Raw genomic sequence first — 18,433 nt, 5'->3', positions numbered from 1 at the left:
TTAAACCCTGTATCCAGCTTACTGATCTGACTGCCCCAGCTCAGGAACAAATCTTTCATTTCTTCCCTGCTGGCAGAGAATCCCTTAGGGTCATTGGTCATATCATAGTTCAGCATAAATTTCACCTGATCCAAAACCGCTGTATGTTTTGCAGCGTCAACATATGCCTTTGAACCCAGCAAGCCTTGCTCTTCGCCCATAAACAATACAAACTCAATACTGCGTTTGGCAGACAGATTGAGCGCTTTAAGGGTTCGCGCCATATCGATCACCGCAAAAGCACCTATACCATTGTCTATGGCGCCCGTGGCCAGATCCCAGCTGTCGAGGTGGCCGCCGACAACAATTTTTTCCTGTGGAATGGTAGTTCCGCTCAGCGTAGCTATCACATTGCGGGCTTTGATCAACCCTGAGAAATTGGTCATATTCAGCCGGCCGTATTGCTTCTGGCTTTTCAGTCTTTCTTTTATCCGTATTCCGTTTTCCAGACCTATACATACCGCAGGGATGGGGATTAGCCTGCCGGTTACAGAGGCTGTCCCTGTAAGCAGTACTCCGCTTTTTACAGTATTGATGATGATGATACCAGCAGCCCCGTATTTTGTAGCCATCGCGGCTTTTTCAGAGCGGTGCAGCAATTGCGTACCTTCCGGTGAACCGGGGAGTATCCCAAGATACACCAGTGCTATTTTCCCTTTTACCTTACCGGAATCCCTTAAATAATCTGCTTCCAGCCCGTTGCCCAGATCAGCCAGTTCGGCAGTGATGTCTGCCTTTACCGGCGAATGCGCGAGTGTTACCGAAGTTATTTTATCCAGCGCATGCTCAGTATCGCCAATACGTGTCTCGTTGGTCAGCCGGCTCCAGCTTTCTACTTCAAAAGGCTGGTATCGTACCTCATAACCATAAGATTTCAACAGTTTAAAAGCGTATTCTTCAGCTTTCGCCCCGTTATCAGACCCGGTCAGTCTGTGGCCAATATTTTCAGTAGCAGATTTTAGATTGGCATAGGCTGCTGATTTCTCCCGCACCTCTATATTGATTTTACCGAAGGCCAAATTAAAATCCTGTGCCCTGGCTCCTGTAAACAGCAATAAGAATGCGGCCGAAAAAAGAAATTTCATAGCTGCTTATTTTTTCCGTTCAGTAGTGTAGCGGACCAGCTGCTCCAAACCGGTCCTTGCATCACTGGCTTCAAAGCTGTAAAGGATATCAAAGGCTTCCTGCTGATATTGCTGCATTTTTTGATTTGCATAATGCACCCCATCCCTGGCATTCACGAAATCTATGATCTCCTGAATTTTTGCGGGCTCGTCCTGATGGTTCTTCACCAGGCTGATGATGCGCTTTTTTTCCGCTTTGTCCGCGCTGTTTAGTGCGTAGATCAGCGGCAGGGTAACTTTCTTTTCCTTGATATCGATCCCCAGGGGTTTACCCACATCATCGGTACCAAAATCAAATGTATCGTCCTTGATCTGAAAGGCTATACCTACTTTTTCCCCGAACATCCGCATTTTCTCTATTGTTTCGTCATCGGCACCAGCTGAAGCCGCGCCGCAGGCGCAGCATGAAGCAATCAAAGAGGCGGTTTTCTGACGGATGACATCAAAATACAATTCCTCGCTAATGTCCATTCTCCTGACCTTTTCAATCTGAAGCAGCTCCCCCTCACTCATCTGCTTCACTGCTTCAGACACAATCTGGAGCAATCTGAATTCTCCGTTATTCACGGACAACAGCAGGCCCTTTGCCAGCAAATAGTCACCTACCAGTACCGCAATCTTATTTTTCCATAATGCATTTATAGAAAAGAAGCCCCTTCGTTCATAGGCGTTGTCCACTACATCATCATGCACCAGGGTCGCGGTATGCAGCAGTTCGACCAGGGCAGCGCCTCTGTGTGTAGATTCGATTATTCCTCCGCATAACTTTGCAGCGAAGAAAACAAACATCGGTCTGATTTGCTTACCCTTCCTCTTTACAATATAATGAGTGATCCGGTTCAACAATGGGGCATCGCTATGCATAGAGTCTTTGAATTTTGCTTCAAAGGCATCAATATCAGCAGCTATTGGTAATTTTATCTGATTTATTCCCGGCATTCAGGTTAAAAATATGTGTGCAAACATAAATTAAATTTCTCAGATTTTCATCGCCTTAGATGGGCATGAAAAGTCCGTACGCTTCAGATTCGTTGTTTTTAAGGCACCATAACCACCTGAGATATCGATCACCTGCTCCACCCCCCTGGCTTTTAGAATAGAAGCAGCTATCATTGACCGGTATCCGCCGGCACAATGAATATAATATGTCTCTTTGGGACTGACCTCATGGGTCCAGTCATTGATATAATCCAGTGGACGCGCCAGTGTCATTTCCAGGTGTTCCGATTCATATTCACCCGGCTTCCTGACATCCAGCACGTGAACGTTCGGATCTTCCTTATAAATATCTTCAAATGCTTCAGCAGAAATAGATGATATGGTGTCTGTATCCTTACCCGCAGCCTCCCATGCCGCAATTCCGCCTTCCAGATAGCCTATCGTATTGTCATACCCAACCCGGGACAACCTGGTGATGGCTTCTTCTTCATGTCCTTCTTCCACTAGCAATAACAGCGGCTGTTTCAGATCTGTGATCAAAGCCCCTACCCAGGGCGCGAACTGTCCGTTCAGTCCAATATTTACTGAAGAGGGAATAAAACTTTTGGCGAATACCCGGGGGTCCCTCGTATCCAGTATCAACGCACCGGTCCGGTTAGCAAGCAGTTCAAATTCCTTAGGGGTCAGGGGGGTTAGCCCTTTCTCATAAACCTCTTCAAAACGTTCATAACCGTTCTTGTTCATATCTGCGTTCTTTGCAAAATATTGAGGCGGCGGCAACATCCCGTCAGTCACTTCTTTTACAAATTGTTCTTTTGTCTGCGCTTTAAGCGCATAATTAACGGCTTTCTGATGACCCAGTGTATCAAAAGTCTCGTTGCTCATGTTCTTTCCGCAGGCGGATCCTGCACCATGTGCGGGATACACCAAAACATCATCAGGAAGCGTAAGGATTTTATCCTGCAGAGAGTGATATAAAGTTGAAGCCATATCCTCCGCAGTCAGGTCACCCTGCTGGGCCAGATCAGGGCGTCCAACATCACCAATAAACAGGGTATCTCCTGTAAATATGCAATAAGGCTTTCCGTCTCCGTCTTTCAATAAGTAAGTTGTAGATTCAGGAGTATGTCCCGGAGTGTGCAGAGCTGAAATCGTCAGTTCCCCAATTTTAAATTCTTCACCGTCAGCTGCAATGTGCGATTTAAACGATGTTTTGGCTGTCGGTCCATAGACAATTTCCGCACCGGATTTTTCTGCCAGGTCAATGTGACCTGAAACAAAATCTGCGTGGAAATGAGTTTCAAAAATATACTTGATGCGGGCACCGGCCCTGTCTGCCTTTCTCAAATACGGAGATACCTCACGCAAAGGATCGATGATCGCAGCTTCGCCATTGCTTTCAATGTAGTAAGCTGCTTCCGCCAGACAGCCCGTGTAAATCTGCTCTATAATCATACACAAAATTAATATTATAAATTCTTCACCAGGACGACCCGGTGCAACTTTTACTTTAAGCAGTCAATTCCCCTCTTAAACTTTGCTCCATGAGTTTCATTACCGCTGCATGGTCCAGTCCCTGCCCCATCAAATACATCAGTTTGGTTGTTGCTGCTTCAAATGTCATATCATATCCGCTTACCACACCCATTTGCTGTAATTTTTTACTGGTTTGGTACATACCCAGTTCTACAGAACCACGCTGACATTGTGTAATGTCAATGATGATCTTGCCTCCATCAATAGCCTCCTGCAGACAGTTGATAAACCAATCAGCAGTAGTGGTATTACCGGATCCGAAAGTCTCCATTACGATCGCATCAACTGACGAATGTGTAATCGCTTTCACGGCAAGAGGGGATATTCCAGGGTAAAGTTTCAACACCCCAATATTTGGATTGTAGTCTAAGTGAACTTTCAAAGCCTTATCAGGCTGAGGCAGGATATAGTTGTTAAAAAATGACAATGTCACACCAGCTTCCGCAAGTATAGAATAGTTCGGTGAACGAAAGGCTTCAAATTTTTCTGAGTTATACTTCACAGATCTGTTTCCCCGGAACAGCTGATAATCAAAATAAATACACACCTCCGGTACCATTGCTTTACCCTTGTGTTTTGTCGCGGCAATCTCGAGTGCCGTAATCAAATTTTCCCTGGCATCCGTCCTGATTTCGCCGATGGGCAGCTGAGAGCCGGTCAATACCACTGGTTTATTCAGATTTTCCAGCATAAAACTTAGTGCAGAAGCCGTAAAAGCCATCGTATCAGATCCATGCAGGATCACAAAACCATCAAACTCATCGTACCTGTTCTGGATCAGCAAAGCAATTTCAGCCCAGATCTCGGGGGTCATGTTGGACGAATCTAGTATAGGGTCAAATGAATGCACATCGAGATTATAATCCAGGCGGTCAAGTTCAGGCACATTCTGCCGGATCTGTTTAAAATCAAAAGGCACGAGAGAACCCGTCTTGGGATCATTGACCATGCCGATCGTTCCGCCGGTATAGATAATAAGTATGCTCGTCATTATTAAATATTAAAAATGCTTACAGAATTGGCGGTGGTCACTTTAGCGATTTCCTCCACACTGACCTGATAAATTTCCGAAAGCTTTTCAGCGATATAAACAAGGTAGCTGCTCTCATTAGGCTTCCCCCTAAAAGGCACCGGCGCCAGATATGGTGAGTCTGTTTCCAGTACGATCCTCGACAAGAGCACATCCTTCAGCACTTCATCCAATCCGGATTTCTTGTACGTGACCACTCCGCCAATACCCAAATAAAAACCCAGTGCTATAGCCCGGTTTGCCTGCTCAAGATTACCGGTAAAGCAATGAAAAATACCGCGCAGCTTTTCATCTTTCTCCGCATCCAGCACTTCAAATATTTCATCAAAGGCTTCCCTGCAATGGATCACAATTGGCAGATCAAGGTCTTTGGCCCAATTGATCTGTTCCCTAAACGCCGTTTTTTGTATCTCCAGGGTAGTTTTATCCCAGTGGAGATCTATCCCTATTTCACCGATCGCATAGATCTGCCGGTCGACAATGCTTTCGCAGATCTGGTCCAAAACTTCTTCATAATCTTCCCGGACCTCACAGGGGTGCAGGCCGGCCATCGCAAAGCAATGATCAGGATACTTATTGACCAGGCTGTCTACCTGGGCGATGGAGGCTATATCTACATTCGGCAGAAACAGTCTGGTCACCTGGTTATCAAGACAGCGCTGCATCAGCAAAGTCAGTTTTTCCTCATCTGTCTCGTAATACAGATGGGTATGGGTATCAGTTAGCATGCCCAAAGTTAACAAAAAAACCCTGTATGGTCATATGCCATACAGGGTTCGGTCAATAACATTGTGATATCTTCTGAGAAATTATTTAGTCGCAGGCGGAGGTGGAGTTATTGTCACTACAGGTGCGGCACCTGCCGAAGGTTTTTTATAATCAACGACTTCGATCTCAAATGCCAATGGCGAATAAGGTGTAATTTTAGCCTGAGGTTGTCCGCCTTCACCGTAACCTAGTTTTGAAGGAATGATCAAAAGGATCTTTCCGCCTTTACCAACCAGCTGAATCCCTTCATTGAATCCTGGAATTGCAGCACCAAGTGTAAATGCACGCGGGCCATATTGTGCCATTGGATTGTGGATACCGGCATCTTTAGCGGTCTTTTCGACAGACGAATCAAATATACTTTCTTTACCATCAGCTTTTTTGGTCAAAAGCTTTCCGGTATAGTTCAGCATAATGGTATCCGTAGGCAGCGGTCTTTCAGCGCTTCCGGGGTTGGTGATCACATACTGTAATCCTGAAGCAGTAACTTTTGGTTTCAGATCATTATCAGCAACGAACTTTTTGATTTTTCCGGCTTCCGCATCTTTCAGTTTAGCTACGCTGGCCAAATAATCTTTTTGGAAAAATTCCTGTGCTCTTCTTTGAAAAGTTGAATCCGCTTCATTAGCATTCTTTTTGAACACTTTTTCTACTTTAACCGTAAATACCAGATAAGTATCTTTAGCACTTGCCGGAGGTTTTGGTTGTGTAGTATGTTTAGCCATTGTATCCAGGTTCAATTTGAAAGTTGCACTGTCTCCTTCACCAAAAAGGAAAAGCACATCATTCATATCACCTGCATATTGTTTTTTTCCTACCGGAAATACCTGTGCCTGTTCAATATCATAAGTACTGAACATGACGGAATCTCTTTCATTTTTCTGGACAAAGTTCAGTTTAACAATGTCACCTGTCGCGATCTTTGCGTTTCCTCCATCTTTGTGGATCTGATACATCAAGCCTCCCGGGCCTTTTTTGTAGTTGTTACAAGCAGCTAATCCAAGTGTAGCCGCGAAAAGAATTACTATACCTTTCTTCATGTGGTTTTTTTCTATTGTAATAATTGTGTTTTATATTCGGTTAATATCGTTTTAAATTCTTCTATAGTGCCTGCCAGGCTTTTTTCTGAAACACCTCCGGCGGCGTTCCTGTGTCCTCCTCCGTTAAAGTATTTTTTGCAGATCTCGTTTGCAGGAAAATCTCCGGTGGAGCGCAAAGATAATTTAACTTTATCAGTTCTTTCAATAATAAATGCAGCAAGCCTGATCCCGTTAACGGAAAGCGCATAATTTACAATCCCCTCGGTATCACCCGTTTCAATATCATATTCATTGAGTTCCTCCTTGCTGACCGATATTATCGCTGTGTTAAATTCCCTGAGGACCTCTAGTTTCTCGCTGATGCAATGCCCCAGAAAGCGTAAACGGTTTTCCGTCGCGTTATCGTATACCAGCTGGTGAATTCTCCAATGCTCGGCTCCCAGGTCTATCAGTTCGGCCGCGATCCTGTAGACATCTGATGTCGCCGAGGCAAATCTGAAAGAACCCGAATCGGTCATAATGCCCGTATATAAACAGGTCGCAATGTCTTTATTCATCCGCGCTCCGTCTTCCAGTTCATTCACGATAAAATCATAAACCAGCTGTGCAGCAGCACAGGCATTGATGCTCCAGTGACGGTAATCATCGAAATCTTCGGGATCCAGGTGATGGTCTATCATGAGCTTATAAGCTTCCGATGATCTGACCAGTTCGCCAAGTTCGTTTATTCTGCCGAGACTGTTAAAATCAAGACAAAATATCATAGCTGCCTCTGCAACAAGCGCAGCAACCTGCTCTTTCTGCTCCGTATAAATGATCACGTCCGAATTATTTGGCATCCAGTGCAAAAAGTAAGGATAATCCGTTGGCGTAATTACCTTAACATGGTGGCCCAGCTGGATCAGATAAGCATAAAGACCCAATGAAGAGCCCATAGCATCTCCATCTGGCTTGTGGTGCGTAGTGATCACTATCTTCTGCGGCGTAGCCAGCAACGATTTTATTTCTGAAATGGACAACATAATATTCGGGCGCAAAGCTAATGATTTAATGATTAATTGAAGCCTATTATATTGTGATATAAACACGTAACAATCTTATGTAAGTTTCAAACTTTAATATTAACAGTATAAAACGTATTTTTGCAAAAAAATTGAATAAAAAAGATGAGTACAAACAGAACTTTTACCATGATTAAGCCAGATGCAGTTGCAAACGGGCATATTGGCGCTATTATTAATGACATCACAATCGCCGGTTTCAAGATCATCGCACTAAAATATACCAAACTTACCGCCGAAACAGCAGGCAAATTCTATGAGGTGCACAAAGAACGTCCTTTTTATACTGACCTGGTAAACTTCATGTCTTCAGGACCTATTGTAGCGGCAATCCTTGAAAAAGACAATGCAATTGAAGATTTCAGAAAACTCATCGGAGCTACTAACCCTGCAGAAGCCGCAGAAGGCACGATCCGTCAGAAATATGCAAAGTCCATTGATGCAAATGCAGTCCATGGATCCGATTCTGATGAAAACGCCGCAATCGAGGGGGATTTTTTCTTTACCGCGGCTGAACGTTTCTAGATTTCAACAGAAATAAAAAATCGATATCATAGATGAGCACCCAAAAAAGGTGCTTATTTTTTATTTAGTTTGTACCTTTCAAAACAATTTAAACAAATGAAGAAGATCATTATTACCGCTTTACTACCATTATGTGCATTCGCGGTCTCCGCACAGACCAAAAAAAAAACAACACCAGCAAAGAAAACCGCGGTCAGTACCACGGCAAAAAAAACACCAGCTCCGGTTACTTTTAAAAATAATTTGGATTCAGCAAGCTATTCATTTGGAACAGCCATGGCAGGCAGCTTAAAAAGCAATGGCTTAACCTCACTCAACTACCAGCTCGTCTTAAAAGGTCTCCAGGATGCATTTGGCGGCAAACCCTTGCTAATTAGCAACGAGCTGTCACAAGCCACGATCAACAATGCCTTTAAAAGCGCGTCTCAAAAGAAATTTGCCCCGGTACTAGCAGAAGGAAAAACCTTTCTGGAAAACAATAAAAAGCAGCCAGGCGTTCAGGCAACAGCCAGCGGATTACAATACCAAGTCCTCACCAAGGGCACCGGCATTGCTCCGAAAGCTACCGATACCGTAACCGTACACTATAAAGGAACCTTATTGAACGGCTTTGAGTTTGACAGTTCATACAAGAGAAACGAGCCGCTATCCTTACCATTAAACGGTGTGATCGCAGGATGGACAGAAGGTGTTCAGCTGATGCAGACCGGCGCAAAATACAAATTCTTTATTCCGTACGACCTGGCTTACGGCGAGCGCGGCGCGGGACAGGATATTCCACCATACAGCACACTTATATTTGAAATAGAGCTGATCAAGGTAAACGGGAAGTAAATCCTAAAACCATTATCATCATATTTTGTTACCTATTGAAAACAAAATATGATGATCAGAAAATATTTTCCACTCGCAATTCTTGCCTTCCTTTCTACAACCTTAGCAGGTTGTGAATTGGTAGAGGGCATTTTCAAAGCCGGAGTATGGACCGGTGTAATCGTAGTTGTATTGGTGCTCGCTCTGATTATTTGGCTGATCAGCAAGGTTTTCGGAGGAAGAGACTAAAGAAATACGATGTCAGTGATCACTTCAGTGCCGGCTCGTTCATTGATCTTTTGAATGATGCCGGCCCTGACCATCAGCAATTCATTCTTTACTACAGACGATTCTAACCGTATAAATAACTTCTTTTGGGAAATATAGATCTGTGTAGTTCTGTTGGACACAGCCTTGCCCATCAGCTCGGGCCAAAAGGCAATTACGGCAGTTTCGTCAAATTTTCCCTTCAGCCGGTACACATTCAGCAACTTGCCTATTCCCTCTTTTAAGGTAATGTCATTTGGTTTACGCATGGTTTATTGATCCGTTATCTACTTCAAATAATGTTACCGGTATGTTGATCCTGTTAAACAACGCCAGCACCCTTTCTCTTCCGGTATCTGTAATAAAAATCTGTCCAAAGTCCCGGTGCGACACCATCTCCATGAGTTTATGCATTCTGCTATCATCCAGTTTGTCAAAAATATCATCCAATAGCAGCAAGGGCTTAAAACCTTTATGTTTCTGAAGATAAGCATATTGCGCCAGTTTTAATGCAATTAAAAAAGATTTCTGCTGCCCCTGTGACCCAAATTTTTTCAAAGGCATTCCGGCGATGGTAAAGATCAGCTCGTCCTTATGGATCCCGGCAGTTGTTCTTTCCAAAACTTTATCCTTCTCAATGGACTGGATCAGCAAATGTTCAAAAGCAGTATCCACAAGCTGACTCTGATATTGCAGCCCAACCGCCTCGTTCCCATCGGTAAGGTAGTGGTAGTATTTATCAAACAGGGGGATAAAATCAAGCATGAACTGCTGCCGTTTCGCAAAGATCTTAATTCCCGAATTCACCAGCTGATCGTTGTAGATCTCGAGCAATGCCGGATCATAGCTGCGGGTTATTGCTATTTGTTTCAACAAGGCATTCCGGTTTAACAAATGCCTGTTGTACAGGATCAGCTCATCCAGGTAATGCGTATCCGTCTGCGAGATCACGTTGTCCATAAAACGTCTCCGTTCCTCACTGCCCTCCATCACAATATTGGTATCATAAGGAGAGATCATCACCAATGGAAACAAACCAATATGGTTTGCCAGCTTATCATATTCCTTTTTATTTCTTTTAAACTGCTTTTTCTGGTTCCGCTTTACGCCACAGGTAATCTTTTCGTTCTTTTCTTTCCGGTCAAAATCACCCTGTATCAAAAAAAGGTCCTCATCTGTTTTGATCTGCTGGGTATCTATCGGATTGAAATATCCTTTACAAAGGCACAGGTAATGAATGGCATCCAGCAAATTGGTTTTACCGGCTCCGTTATTGCCTACAAATGCATTTACCGTTTTAGAAAAACTAATACTTGCATCCGCATAATTCTTGAAATTCAGAAGTGTAATATTCTTTAACCACATAAGATCTGGACTCAAAGTTACTCCAATCACTTCTATTTAACGCTCAGATTGTTAAACTTTATTTAAATACTAAAAAAAGCAGTTGATACTTTAATGTAAAAACGTATTTTTGCAATCCTTAATTTTTTTAAATAAAATGTCCATAACAGAAAAAGAAATAAATCAGCAGGTAAGAAAGGGTTCTTTTTTACAAGAAAACTCGAAAAGCCTATTGTTCATTGCAGGCGCTATTGTAGTGTTAATCGGAGTGTATCTTTGGTACCAGGGTGTTTACCTTAAAGACAGAGCAGAAGAAGCAGCAGCTAAAATGTACAAAGCAGAGCAATTTCTTGGTGTAGACTCACTGGCGAATAAAGCCATTAACGGAGTAGGCGGCTACCCTGGTTTTGAAAAAATTGCAGAGGAATATGCCAATACAAAATCTGCCAATCTTGCCAATCTTTATTTAGGCGGCATTTATTTACGCAAGGGCGAATACAAAAAAGCCATAGAATCATTAGGAAACTATTCTGATACCGGCAGCCCGGTTGCAGACCCGCTGGCTTTAGGCCTCCTCGGCGATGCTTACAGCGAGCTGAAAGACTATAAGCAAGCGGCTACCTATTATAAAAAAGCAGCAGACAAAGCAAGCAACAAATTTACTTCGCCTATGTTCCTTAAAAAACTAGGCCTGGTTTATGAAGACCAGAAAGACTTTAAAAATGCACAGGAAGCATATACCAAGATCAAAACCCAATATCCTGAAAGCCAGGAAGCAGCAATGATCGACGAATATATTGCACGTGCTGAAGCACAGATCAAGTAAGATCTCCATAAATATTTGACAAAAGGTTAGCGTCCACGCTGACCTTTTTTTATACCCAATCATTATCTTTGCAGCATGGCAACACAATTAAAAAACCTTTCCGATTTTTCTCATACCACCGTACCAAACGGCAATCCCTACAAAATAGCGATAGCCGTTGCGGAGTGGAATGCAGAAATCACAGGAAGTCTTTACAATGGCGCATTCCAAACCCTGATCAAACACGGAGTAGCGGAAAACAACATTCTTTCTGTAGCCGTGGCCGGCAGTTTTGAACTGACTTCAGCCGCGGATATTCTGCTTAAAAAACATGCTGACCTTGACGCAGTGATCTGCCTGGGCTGCGTTATACAGGGAGACACCAAACACTTCGATTTTATCTGCGATGCGGTCGCTCAGGGCATTACCAATGTGAGCATCAAACACAGCAAGCCGGTTATCTTTGGTGTACTGACTACAAACGATCAGCAGCAGGCAATAGACAGAGCGGGAGGCAAACATGGCAACAAAGGTGATGAAGCTGCCATAACCGCCTTAAAAATGGCAGAGCTCGCAGCGACCATTTAAAATACTTTGATACTTTCTTCAAAAAACTGTAGCTTAGTATAATATATACCAAAACTCCAGACAAATGAAGAAAGTAGCTATCTTGTTAATTGGCGTGTTTTTTGCCATAACTATTTTAGAAGCATGCTCCAGCCGTCTTTGCCCGGCATACAGTTCGTATCCAGAAGGTAAAAGAAGAAGGGGTTAATTCAAAAATAACCATTAGAAAGATATCAGATGCAGTGGAAAGACATTACCAATCCAACCCAGATCGGTGAAATAAAACAACAACCAGGTTACAGTTTGATCTTTAAACACAGCACCCGCTGTTCAGTCAGCGCCATGGCCAAAAGGCGGTTTGAACTCGATTGGGAGGCCATCCCCGCTGACACCTCCTTATACTTTTTAGACCTGATCAGCTACCGCAACATTTCTTCACAAATCGCAGAGACCTTCCAGGTACACCACGAATCCCCTCAGATCCTGCTGATCAAGGATGGAGATTGCGTCCTTGACGCTTCGCATAGTGACATATCGGCAGAAGAAGTTGCCGAAGTTGTTAAAACAAATTCCTGATTACAGGGTTTTAATTAAAAAACACGAACCATGGGATTATTAAAAACAGCCTTAATCGGTGCCGCGGTATATGGCGCTATTAAGTACATGACCAAAAAAGATGAAAATGGAAGGTCCATAGTGGACAACATCAAAGATAAAGCTCCGGAGTGGATGGAGAAAGCAAAGAACATCAAAGACGAATTCAAGACAGAGCTCGAACGCCAGCGTTACTGATAGCTTTGTTACATTAAATATTCTTCAAATAAAGTATCTTAACAGGGCTCATTACCAACCAAATGAGCCCTGTTATGCTTAATCCTTCAAAATACCTGATCATATTAGGACTGGCTATGCCAGCCTTTTTCGCTTACGCCCAAAACCCTGCTTCAAAACCTGCAGAAATCAGCATTGACCTGGCTAAAGAAAAGGCCCCCATGAAACCAGTATGGGCGTGGTTTGGATATGACGAACCCAACTATACCTATATGAAGGGCGGCAAAAAACTGCTTTCCGAAATCGCAGCCCTGAGCCCTGTTCCTGTGTATGTACGGGCGCACAGCTTATTGGTGACCGGGGATGGAGAAGCTGCTTTGAAGTGGGGATCTACCAATGCTTATACAGAAGACGCCAATGGCAACCCCGTTTACAATTGGAAGATCATCGACAGCATTTTTGACACTTATGTAAAGCGGGGAATGAAGCCGTTTGCCCAGATCGGCTTTATGCCGCAGGCGCTGTCAACCCACCCCGAGCCTTACAGACACCACTGGAAACCCGGTGATAACTACTCAGATATTTTTACAGGCTGGGCCTACCCGCCCAAAGATTACAAAAAATGGGGCGATCTGGTTTACAACTGGGTCAAACATAGCGTAGGCCGTTACGGCAAAAAAGAAGTGGAAAGCTGGTACTGGGAAGTATGGAATGAACCAAACGGCTATTGGAAAGGCACACAACAGGAATTCTTTAAATTGTATGACTATGCCGCTGACGGCGTAAAAAGAGCTTTGCCAACGGCAAGGATCGGCGGCCCGAATATTGCCGGAACAGGAAGCAAAGGCGCGCAGCAATGGCTCAACGCTTTCATCAAACATTGCACTATAGATACCAATTATGCTACAGGAAAGATCGGTTCACCGCTGGATCTCCTGAGCTTTCACGCCAAAGGTTCACCGAGACTTCTTAAAGGAATGGTACAGATGAACATGGCACCGCAGCTAAACGACATTGCCACCGGTTTCCGCATCGCGGCTTCATATCCCCAGACAAAAAGCATTCCTTTGATCATCGGAGAATCTGATCCCGAAGGCTGTGCGGCCTGCGGCATGGCAACCAACCCATCCAACGCCTACCGCAACGGCACGATGTATTCCAGTTATACCGCAGCCACATTTGCCCGCAAGTATGAACTGGAGGACCAGTACAACATCAACTTCAAAGGCGCGGTATCCTGGTCGTTTGAATTTGAAAACCAGCCCTGGTTCTTCGGTTTTCGTGACCTGGCCACCAATGGTGTAGACAAACCGGTACTGAATGTTTTCAGGATGTTTGGTAAAATGAGCGGCAGCCGTGTCCAGGCACTCAGCAACCGGATGTATCCGCTCAAAAAGGTGCTGGATTCCAGCATCCGGGGAAGCCAGACCGACATAGGAGTGCTGGCTTCAAAAGACAAGAAGACTGCCGCAGTGATGGTTTGGAATTACCATGACAGTGATCTCCAGGGCCCTGCAGAACCAGTCAGCATAAAGATCAACAACCTCGCCGTAAAGATGGTCACACTCACACATTACCGCATTGATAATGAGCACAGCAATTCCTATAAAGTATGGAAGAAAATGGGCTCACCTCAAAACCCGACCGCAGCCCAGATCGGAACACTCGAAAAGGCTGGCCAGCTGCAAACCATCGGCAAACCACAGCAAATACAGGTAAAATCAGGAAGCATTCTACTGAACATTGACCTGCCCAGACAAGCGGTTTCCTTATTGAAGCTGGACTGGAAATAATGTAATACCCTGCTGTATCTTCACGACTTCTTCACAACCTCTTCAAGGGGGTCTCTAGGGGGTTGCATGACCCCCTGGGTTATACAACCCCGCTGGTGCGCCTTTCCCGTACCTGTGTTTAAAACTCCGCAGTTAATTTCTGGCCCTTTACCAGTGTAACTTCGTAAACATCGCCGGTCTTACTTACATTTCTCACATTCCACTTCGGCTTCCTTCCATCAAAGTTATCCTTGATCCTCAGCCTTCCTGCCCTGCTGGCGATAATGCTAAATCGGGCAGTCAAATTGTTTTTCCGGACTGCAGAAACCTTGTACCCCCCTTCGGCCCTTAGATTTATAAAAGAAGCATCTGCCCATTTTTTTGGTACAGCCGGAAAAATACGAAGCACTCCTGTTCTGACCTTACCCGGAGTCGGGCTCCAGCTTTGCAGCAGCATCTCATGGACGGCTTGCGATGCCAAAAAATTACCCTCCAGAGTAAAGGGGCGATAGGTGAAATCTGAATACCCGCTCTTTGTCTGATCACCATTCACATGAAAGCCATTTCGTAATACAAACGCCTTAATAAAAATATCCAGGTTTTTAACCGCTCCTTCTGCGTCACCCAACCTTGCCCGCAGGCAGCTCATCCAGGAAAAGCTGTACCCGCACCATCGGCTCGTACCCAGGTTGTCCCAATTGCTTAAACTGGCTTCGATAACCCGTCTTGCTCTATCCCCATTTTCAACGGTGATCAGGTTAAAAGGATACAGACCTATAATATTGGAAAGGTGACGGTGACTCTCCTTCAGCTCGTTATTGGCATCCAGCAATAAAGTGCCGTCTTCTTTAGTATGGAACTCGCCCAAAGCCGCAGCGGCCTCTTCCCATTTTTTTATTTCTTTGTTTTGGCCGCAAACTTCAGCCATTTCCTTTAAGGAGAGGAACAACATTTTCAAACTCATCAGGTCATAATTGCTATTGGGTTGCAGCCAGGCCTTAGGGCTGTTGTCGAAAATTTCCGGAGAGGAAGAAATTGGCAGCTTCAGGATTCCATCAGCATCCTTTTTCAGCAGGCCCAGCATACATTCCCCGACCTCAGAACTCCATGGATAGGCTTTCTCCTTCAGGAAAACATCATCATCAGTATAAAGCCAGTGAAGATAAAACAGATGGGCACTCCAGGCGCTCATTGACGGCGACATGCTATACTGCCCCCATCCACCTAAAGGTTGTCCCTGATACGACATGACGCCCGGGCAGGCCAGACCTTTGGTGCCGTAAAAATCTTTAGCAAAAGCACGAAACGTATCGCGGCGGTCCCATAGAAAATTCAGGTAAGAGGTACCCTCATCAAAACGGCCTGATTCCTGGTAAGCCATATAAGTCATCTGGGTATTCAGGTCATTGTGATAATCTCCTTTCCAGGGCGGCAACGAACCATTATCGGCAGTCCAGACACCTTGTAATGGCATTGGAGGTGCGTTTAAGCGGGAGGCCGCACCGTAAAAATATTGAACCAGATTGTACTGTTTTTGAACAGCCATATCCGGGACAGTCAGGCTTGACTTCTGCCAGAATGCATTCCACCATTGCGCATGTGGTTTAAGCATGCCCTGATATCGTTTTGCAAGAGCGGCCTTGCAGCGTTCCGCAGCAAGCGAAAGCGGGTCTTTGGCGTCAGTAGTAGAGGTGATGGCAATGGCCAGCTGCGTCTCCTTACCTGCTGTTCTTCTTTCAACATAAACACAATACTTCAGCCCTTCTGCCGCTTCCTGTATGTACCATTGCGCATTTCCTTTTTTTCCTTTTACTGCTTCAGGATACCCCAGTTTACTCACAGAACCACCGCTGCTTGGGCCGCCTTTTTCACTAATATTATTACGGTAGACATCAGCTGTACTTAAGAGGTCAATGTCATCAGCAACAGCCCCTTTTATGGAAAGCAATGCCACCGGCTCGCTCGCACAGTACATTGCTTTCACAACTGCTCCCGATTTAAAACGGGCAAAAACTTCTGCAGTTGCCAGTTTCAGTTCAAACTCATTGACCACTTCAGCAACCGGCAATTTAATTTCAAGGCGCCCTGCAGGCAGCTTGGTAGGACTCACCCCATTGTATGGGCCATCCCACCACCCGTTCACTACGTCAAATTTCTTTTGAGCGATCATCTCCGCCCCTTTTTGATAAGTATACTTTTTCCACCATTCCTTTTCACCGTGAGTGCGTTCATCCCACAAATCACCTCTGTCAAGAGACAATCTGATGGTGTTATTTTCGCCCCACAGCAAGCCACCCATTAATCCATTCCCCAATGGAATCGCCTCATCCCAAGTAGCTATGGGGGGTTTTAGCAACAAATTATAACGGGAATCGGGCAGACCCGGTACCTGCGCAGAAGTTGCAAAAATAGAGCCCAGATTGAAGATCAGCAGAATCAGTTTAAAAGATTTCATTGTGTAGGTTTAGGTTATACCAACTCACAGAACCGGCAAAGGCGTCAATTCAGAGTAGAAACCCAAATTAGGCTTAATTCTATAAAAGCAAAATAGAAAATCCGATTAAATAAAAAAGGGGCCTCAGCCCCTTACACCTATTTCACCAGGATCACATCATCAAAATAAAACGCTTCGTCCTGTTTCTCAGGTCCCTCAATCCAAAACCCAAGTTGCTTCATCGGCCCTTTTTTCCAAAGTTCCAGTGTCGTCATCGGGATTTTGAAGTAAGTCCATACTTTTGCAGGGACAATTATCGGAACACTCCTGTCCGAATTTCCATATCCCCCGGCCCTCGCATCACCGGTTACATACAGCGTATAGTCCTGAGAAGCTCCCTTCACCCAAAATGAGAGGTAATTATACGTCGGCATAGCGGCTATGCCGTTCCAGTTGGCAAATCCATCCGCACTCCAGTTGCCTTTATTGTAGCCTGCTTTGAAAGATTTAGCACCCGACTTCGCAAAGTCAGAAGAAACGGAAGCCGGCCCCCATGATCCGTTTTCAAAGCCATTGTTATAATCGTCCGTAAAGATCTTATAGGTATTGTCCAGGTTCACAAATACCTGCGAAGTCGTTACCGGACCTGTTGAGTTCGTGATCACCAGTTTGGCGCTGTTGACCGTAGTTGCCGGCATTTTAATCACCATTTGCTTTTTGGTTTGCGATACAATGGTCGCAGAAGAAGCAGTTCCATCAAGAGTTACGCTGGTCACATCTGCCAGGTTATTTCCGTCAAGCGTGATCTGTGTATCAGCTGTGAAATTATAGTTGGAGGCCGTATTGACCAATGGAAGGGCAACCACATTAAACGATACTTTGACCTGAGCCCCAAGCCTGTTGGTCAATATAATGTTCTGCACACCGCCATTTGCGGTATCGGGCACCCTGAATATAATGGCATTGTCTGTATTCAATACCGGATTGAATGAAGCAGGTACATCACCTTTCTCAAAAACAATACTGGTCATATCACCCAGCCCGCTTCCTGTAATGGTCAGCACGGTATTGCCGCTCGCCTTTTCAGGATCAAGCTTATTTGCCACAGGATTATTCGACGCCTTACTTTGCGACTGTTCTTCCTTGGTACAGCCAGCCAGCATCACTATTCCCGCCAGGCATGCCAGCAGAAATACATTTAAACTTTTAATCGTTTTCATAACTATTTATAATAAGCTACTGCCGGTTCCAGCAATAAAGGATTAATCACTGTTTCAGGTTGTGGTACCGGAAGGTACAGCTGCTTTGCCGAAGTGAGCGTGGCCTTAAAGCTGGTCAGCTGACCATTCCCGCCTACCGTACCACGCTCCTGTGCGGCTATCATCTGTTGTGCTTTAGCAAATCCCTGTCGCTGGATGTCAAACCAGTAATCTCCCTCAAAGGCAAATTCTACTTTACGCTCATGGAGGATGCCATCCAATGTAAGACTGGTCACTGCTACCAGGCCTGCACGCTGGTGCACCTCATTGAAAGCAGCAAGCGCAGTCGCATCACTGGTCGATCCGCCCCCGGCAAGCACTGCCTCAGCATAGATCAGC

20 protein-coding genes are annotated in these 18,433 nt (G+C 44.8%); 8 read left to right on the top strand and 12 right to left on the bottom strand.

Going from position 1 to position 18,433, the window contains the following annotated elements; genetic code table 11:
- The 7 genes from VK541_RS08325 to VK541_RS08295 all read right to left on the bottom strand — a co-directional run.
- Positions 1-1,124: M28 family peptidase (locus VK541_RS08325; protein ID WP_324368813.1), on the bottom strand; the 1,124-nt coding region annotated here is incomplete at its 3' end.
- Between the two features lie 6 nt (positions 1,125-1,130).
- Entirely contained in the window at positions 1,131-2,102 is a 972-nt protein-coding gene (locus VK541_RS08320; protein ID WP_324368811.1) for a polyprenyl synthetase family protein, read from the bottom strand.
- A 39-nt stretch (positions 2,103-2,141) separates the two neighbouring features.
- Complete coding sequence (locus VK541_RS08315; RefSeq protein WP_324368809.1) at positions 2,142-3,557, bottom strand: MBL fold metallo-hydrolase; 1,416 nt, start codon at positions 3,555-3,557, stop codon at positions 2,142-2,144.
- 55 nt (positions 3,558-3,612) lie between these two features.
- The gene (locus tag VK541_RS08310; protein ID WP_324368807.1) at positions 3,613-4,629 is read right to left on the bottom strand and encodes a type I asparaginase; all 1,017 of its coding nucleotides are present in this window, start codon (positions 4,627-4,629) and stop codon (positions 3,613-3,615) included.
- A gap of 2 nt (positions 4,630-4,631) precedes the next feature.
- Positions 4,632-5,396, bottom strand: a complete 765-nt coding sequence (locus VK541_RS08305; protein WP_324368805.1) for a TatD family hydrolase — start codon at positions 5,394-5,396, stop codon at positions 4,632-4,634.
- Positions 5,397-5,477: 81 nt separating this feature from the next.
- Positions 5,478-6,476 carry an FKBP-type peptidyl-prolyl cis-trans isomerase gene (locus tag VK541_RS08300; protein ID WP_324368803.1) on the bottom strand — a complete coding sequence of 333 codons (999 nt, stop codon included), beginning with the start codon at positions 6,474-6,476 and terminating at the stop codon, positions 5,478-5,480.
- Positions 6,477-6,487: 11 nt separating this feature from the next.
- Positions 6,488-7,498 (bottom strand): DHH family phosphoesterase, encoded by a 1,011-nt coding sequence (locus VK541_RS08295; protein WP_324368815.1) that lies wholly within the window; start codon positions 7,496-7,498, stop codon positions 6,488-6,490.
- A 144-nt stretch (positions 7,499-7,642) separates the two neighbouring features.
- Between VK541_RS08295 and VK541_RS08290 the strand changes: the two genes are divergently transcribed.
- The 3 genes from VK541_RS08290 (at position 7,643) to VK541_RS08280 (ending at position 9,124) form a co-directional block, all read left to right on the top strand.
- Complete coding sequence (locus VK541_RS08290; protein WP_324368801.1) at positions 7,643-8,062, top strand: nucleoside-diphosphate kinase; 420 nt, start codon at positions 7,643-7,645, stop codon at positions 8,060-8,062.
- A gap of 96 nt (positions 8,063-8,158) precedes the next feature.
- Complete coding sequence (locus tag VK541_RS08285) at positions 8,159-8,896, top strand: FKBP-type peptidyl-prolyl cis-trans isomerase (RefSeq protein ID WP_324368799.1); 738 nt, start codon at positions 8,159-8,161, stop codon at positions 8,894-8,896.
- Between the two features lie 48 nt (positions 8,897-8,944).
- Positions 8,945-9,124 carry a hypothetical protein gene (locus tag VK541_RS08280; protein ID WP_324368797.1) on the top strand — a complete coding sequence of 60 codons (180 nt, stop codon included), beginning with the start codon at positions 8,945-8,947 and terminating at the stop codon, positions 9,122-9,124.
- Here the strand turns inward: VK541_RS08280 and VK541_RS08275 are convergent.
- Positions 9,121-9,411, bottom strand: a complete 291-nt coding sequence (locus tag VK541_RS08275) for a DUF721 domain-containing protein (RefSeq protein WP_324368795.1) — start codon at positions 9,409-9,411, stop codon at positions 9,121-9,123. The two genes, VK541_RS08280 and VK541_RS08275, sit on opposite strands and share 4 nt — an antisense overlap.
- Positions 9,404-10,507 carry a DNA replication/repair protein RecF gene (recF, locus tag VK541_RS08270; RefSeq protein ID WP_324368793.1) on the bottom strand — a complete coding sequence of 368 codons (1,104 nt, stop codon included), beginning with the start codon at positions 10,505-10,507 and terminating at the stop codon, positions 9,404-9,406. The genes VK541_RS08275 and recF overlap by 8 nt, the downstream gene beginning before the upstream one ends.
- 136 nt (positions 10,508-10,643) lie before the next feature.
- Between recF and VK541_RS08265 the strand changes: the two genes are divergently transcribed.
- From VK541_RS08265 to VK541_RS08245, 5 genes are all read left to right on the top strand, one after another.
- Positions 10,644-11,312 carry a tetratricopeptide repeat protein gene (locus tag VK541_RS08265; protein WP_324368791.1) on the top strand — a complete coding sequence of 223 codons (669 nt, stop codon included), beginning with the start codon at positions 10,644-10,646 and terminating at the stop codon, positions 11,310-11,312.
- A 75-nt stretch (positions 11,313-11,387) separates the two neighbouring features.
- Positions 11,388-11,879, top strand: coding sequence for a 6,7-dimethyl-8-ribityllumazine synthase (gene ribH / locus VK541_RS08260; RefSeq protein WP_324368789.1), 492 nt, complete (start codon positions 11,388-11,390; stop codon positions 11,877-11,879).
- 216 nt (positions 11,880-12,095) lie between these two features.
- Positions 12,096-12,434 (top strand): bacillithiol system redox-active protein YtxJ, encoded by a 339-nt coding sequence (gene ytxJ / locus VK541_RS08255; RefSeq protein ID WP_324368787.1) that lies wholly within the window; start codon positions 12,096-12,098, stop codon positions 12,432-12,434.
- A 30-nt stretch (positions 12,435-12,464) separates the two neighbouring features.
- Positions 12,465-12,650: a YtxH domain-containing protein gene (locus tag VK541_RS08250; protein ID WP_324368785.1), complete on the top strand. Its 186-nt coding sequence runs from the start codon at positions 12,465-12,467 to the stop codon at positions 12,648-12,650.
- 74 nt (positions 12,651-12,724) lie between these two features.
- Positions 12,725-14,422, top strand: a complete 1,698-nt coding sequence (locus VK541_RS08245) for a GH39 family glycosyl hydrolase (protein ID WP_324368783.1) — start codon at positions 12,725-12,727, stop codon at positions 14,420-14,422.
- A 118-nt stretch (positions 14,423-14,540) separates the two neighbouring features.
- On the opposite strand, the gene VK541_RS08240 is transcribed toward VK541_RS08245, so the two are convergent.
- The 3 genes from VK541_RS08240 to VK541_RS08230 all read right to left on the bottom strand — a co-directional run.
- Positions 14,541-16,856 (bottom strand): glycosyl hydrolase family 95 catalytic domain-containing protein, encoded by a 2,316-nt coding sequence (locus tag VK541_RS08240; RefSeq protein ID WP_324368781.1) that lies wholly within the window; start codon positions 16,854-16,856, stop codon positions 14,541-14,543.
- A gap of 137 nt (positions 16,857-16,993) precedes the next feature.
- Positions 16,994-18,055 (bottom strand): IPT/TIG domain-containing protein, encoded by a 1,062-nt coding sequence (locus tag VK541_RS08235; RefSeq protein WP_324368779.1) that lies wholly within the window; start codon positions 18,053-18,055, stop codon positions 16,994-16,996.
- Positions 18,056-18,057: 2 nt separating this feature from the next.
- Positions 18,058-18,433: RagB/SusD family nutrient uptake outer membrane protein (locus VK541_RS08230; protein ID WP_324368777.1), on the bottom strand; the 376-nt coding region annotated here is incomplete at its 5' end.

It is taken from the genome of Pedobacter sp. (assembly GCF_035317785.1).
Lineage (GTDB): Bacteria > Bacteroidota > Bacteroidia > Sphingobacteriales > Sphingobacteriaceae > Pedobacter.
This window is presented reverse-complemented; position numbering and strand designations above follow the sequence as displayed.

Bases quoted from the DNA above. Each gene is read 5' to 3' on its own strand.
- VK541_RS08320 (WP_324368811.1), bottom strand. From the start codon at position 2,102: ATGCCGGGAATAAATCAGATAAAATTACCAATAGCTGCTGATATTGAT.
- VK541_RS08315 (WP_324368809.1), bottom strand. From the start codon at position 3,557: ATGATTATAGAGCAGATTTACACGGGCTGTCTGGCGGAAGCAGCTTAC.
- VK541_RS08310 (WP_324368807.1), bottom strand. From the start codon at position 4,629: ATGACGAGCATACTTATTATCTATACCGGCGGAACGATCGGCATGGTC.
- VK541_RS08305 (WP_324368805.1), bottom strand. From the start codon at position 5,396: ATGCTAACTGATACCCATACCCATCTGTATTACGAGACAGATGAGGAA.
- VK541_RS08300 (WP_324368803.1), bottom strand. From the start codon at position 6,476: ATGAAGAAAGGTATAGTAATTCTTTTCGCGGCTACACTTGGATTAGCT.
- VK541_RS08295 (WP_324368815.1), bottom strand. From the start codon at position 7,498: ATGTTGTCCATTTCAGAAATAAAATCGTTGCTGGCTACGCCGCAGAAG.
- VK541_RS08290 (WP_324368801.1), top strand. From the start codon at position 7,643: ATGAGTACAAACAGAACTTTTACCATGATTAAGCCAGATGCAGTTGCA.
- VK541_RS08285 (WP_324368799.1), top strand. From the start codon at position 8,159: ATGAAGAAGATCATTATTACCGCTTTACTACCATTATGTGCATTCGCG.
- VK541_RS08280 (WP_324368797.1), top strand. From the start codon at position 8,945: ATGATGATCAGAAAATATTTTCCACTCGCAATTCTTGCCTTCCTTTCT.
- VK541_RS08275 (WP_324368795.1), bottom strand. From the start codon at position 9,411: ATGCGTAAACCAAATGACATTACCTTAAAAGAGGGAATAGGCAAGTTG.
- recF (WP_324368793.1), bottom strand. From the start codon at position 10,507: ATGTGGTTAAAGAATATTACACTTCTGAATTTCAAGAATTATGCGGAT.
- VK541_RS08265 (WP_324368791.1), top strand. From the start codon at position 10,644: ATGTCCATAACAGAAAAAGAAATAAATCAGCAGGTAAGAAAGGGTTCT.
- ribH (WP_324368789.1), top strand. From the start codon at position 11,388: ATGGCAACACAATTAAAAAACCTTTCCGATTTTTCTCATACCACCGTA.
- ytxJ (WP_324368787.1), top strand. From the start codon at position 12,096: ATGCAGTGGAAAGACATTACCAATCCAACCCAGATCGGTGAAATAAAA.
- VK541_RS08250 (WP_324368785.1), top strand. From the start codon at position 12,465: ATGGGATTATTAAAAACAGCCTTAATCGGTGCCGCGGTATATGGCGCT.
- VK541_RS08245 (WP_324368783.1), top strand. From the start codon at position 12,725: ATGCTTAATCCTTCAAAATACCTGATCATATTAGGACTGGCTATGCCA.
- VK541_RS08240 (WP_324368781.1), bottom strand. From the start codon at position 16,856: ATGAAATCTTTTAAACTGATTCTGCTGATCTTCAATCTGGGCTCTATT.
- VK541_RS08235 (WP_324368779.1), bottom strand. From the start codon at position 18,055: ATGAAAACGATTAAAAGTTTAAATGTATTTCTGCTGGCATGCCTGGCG.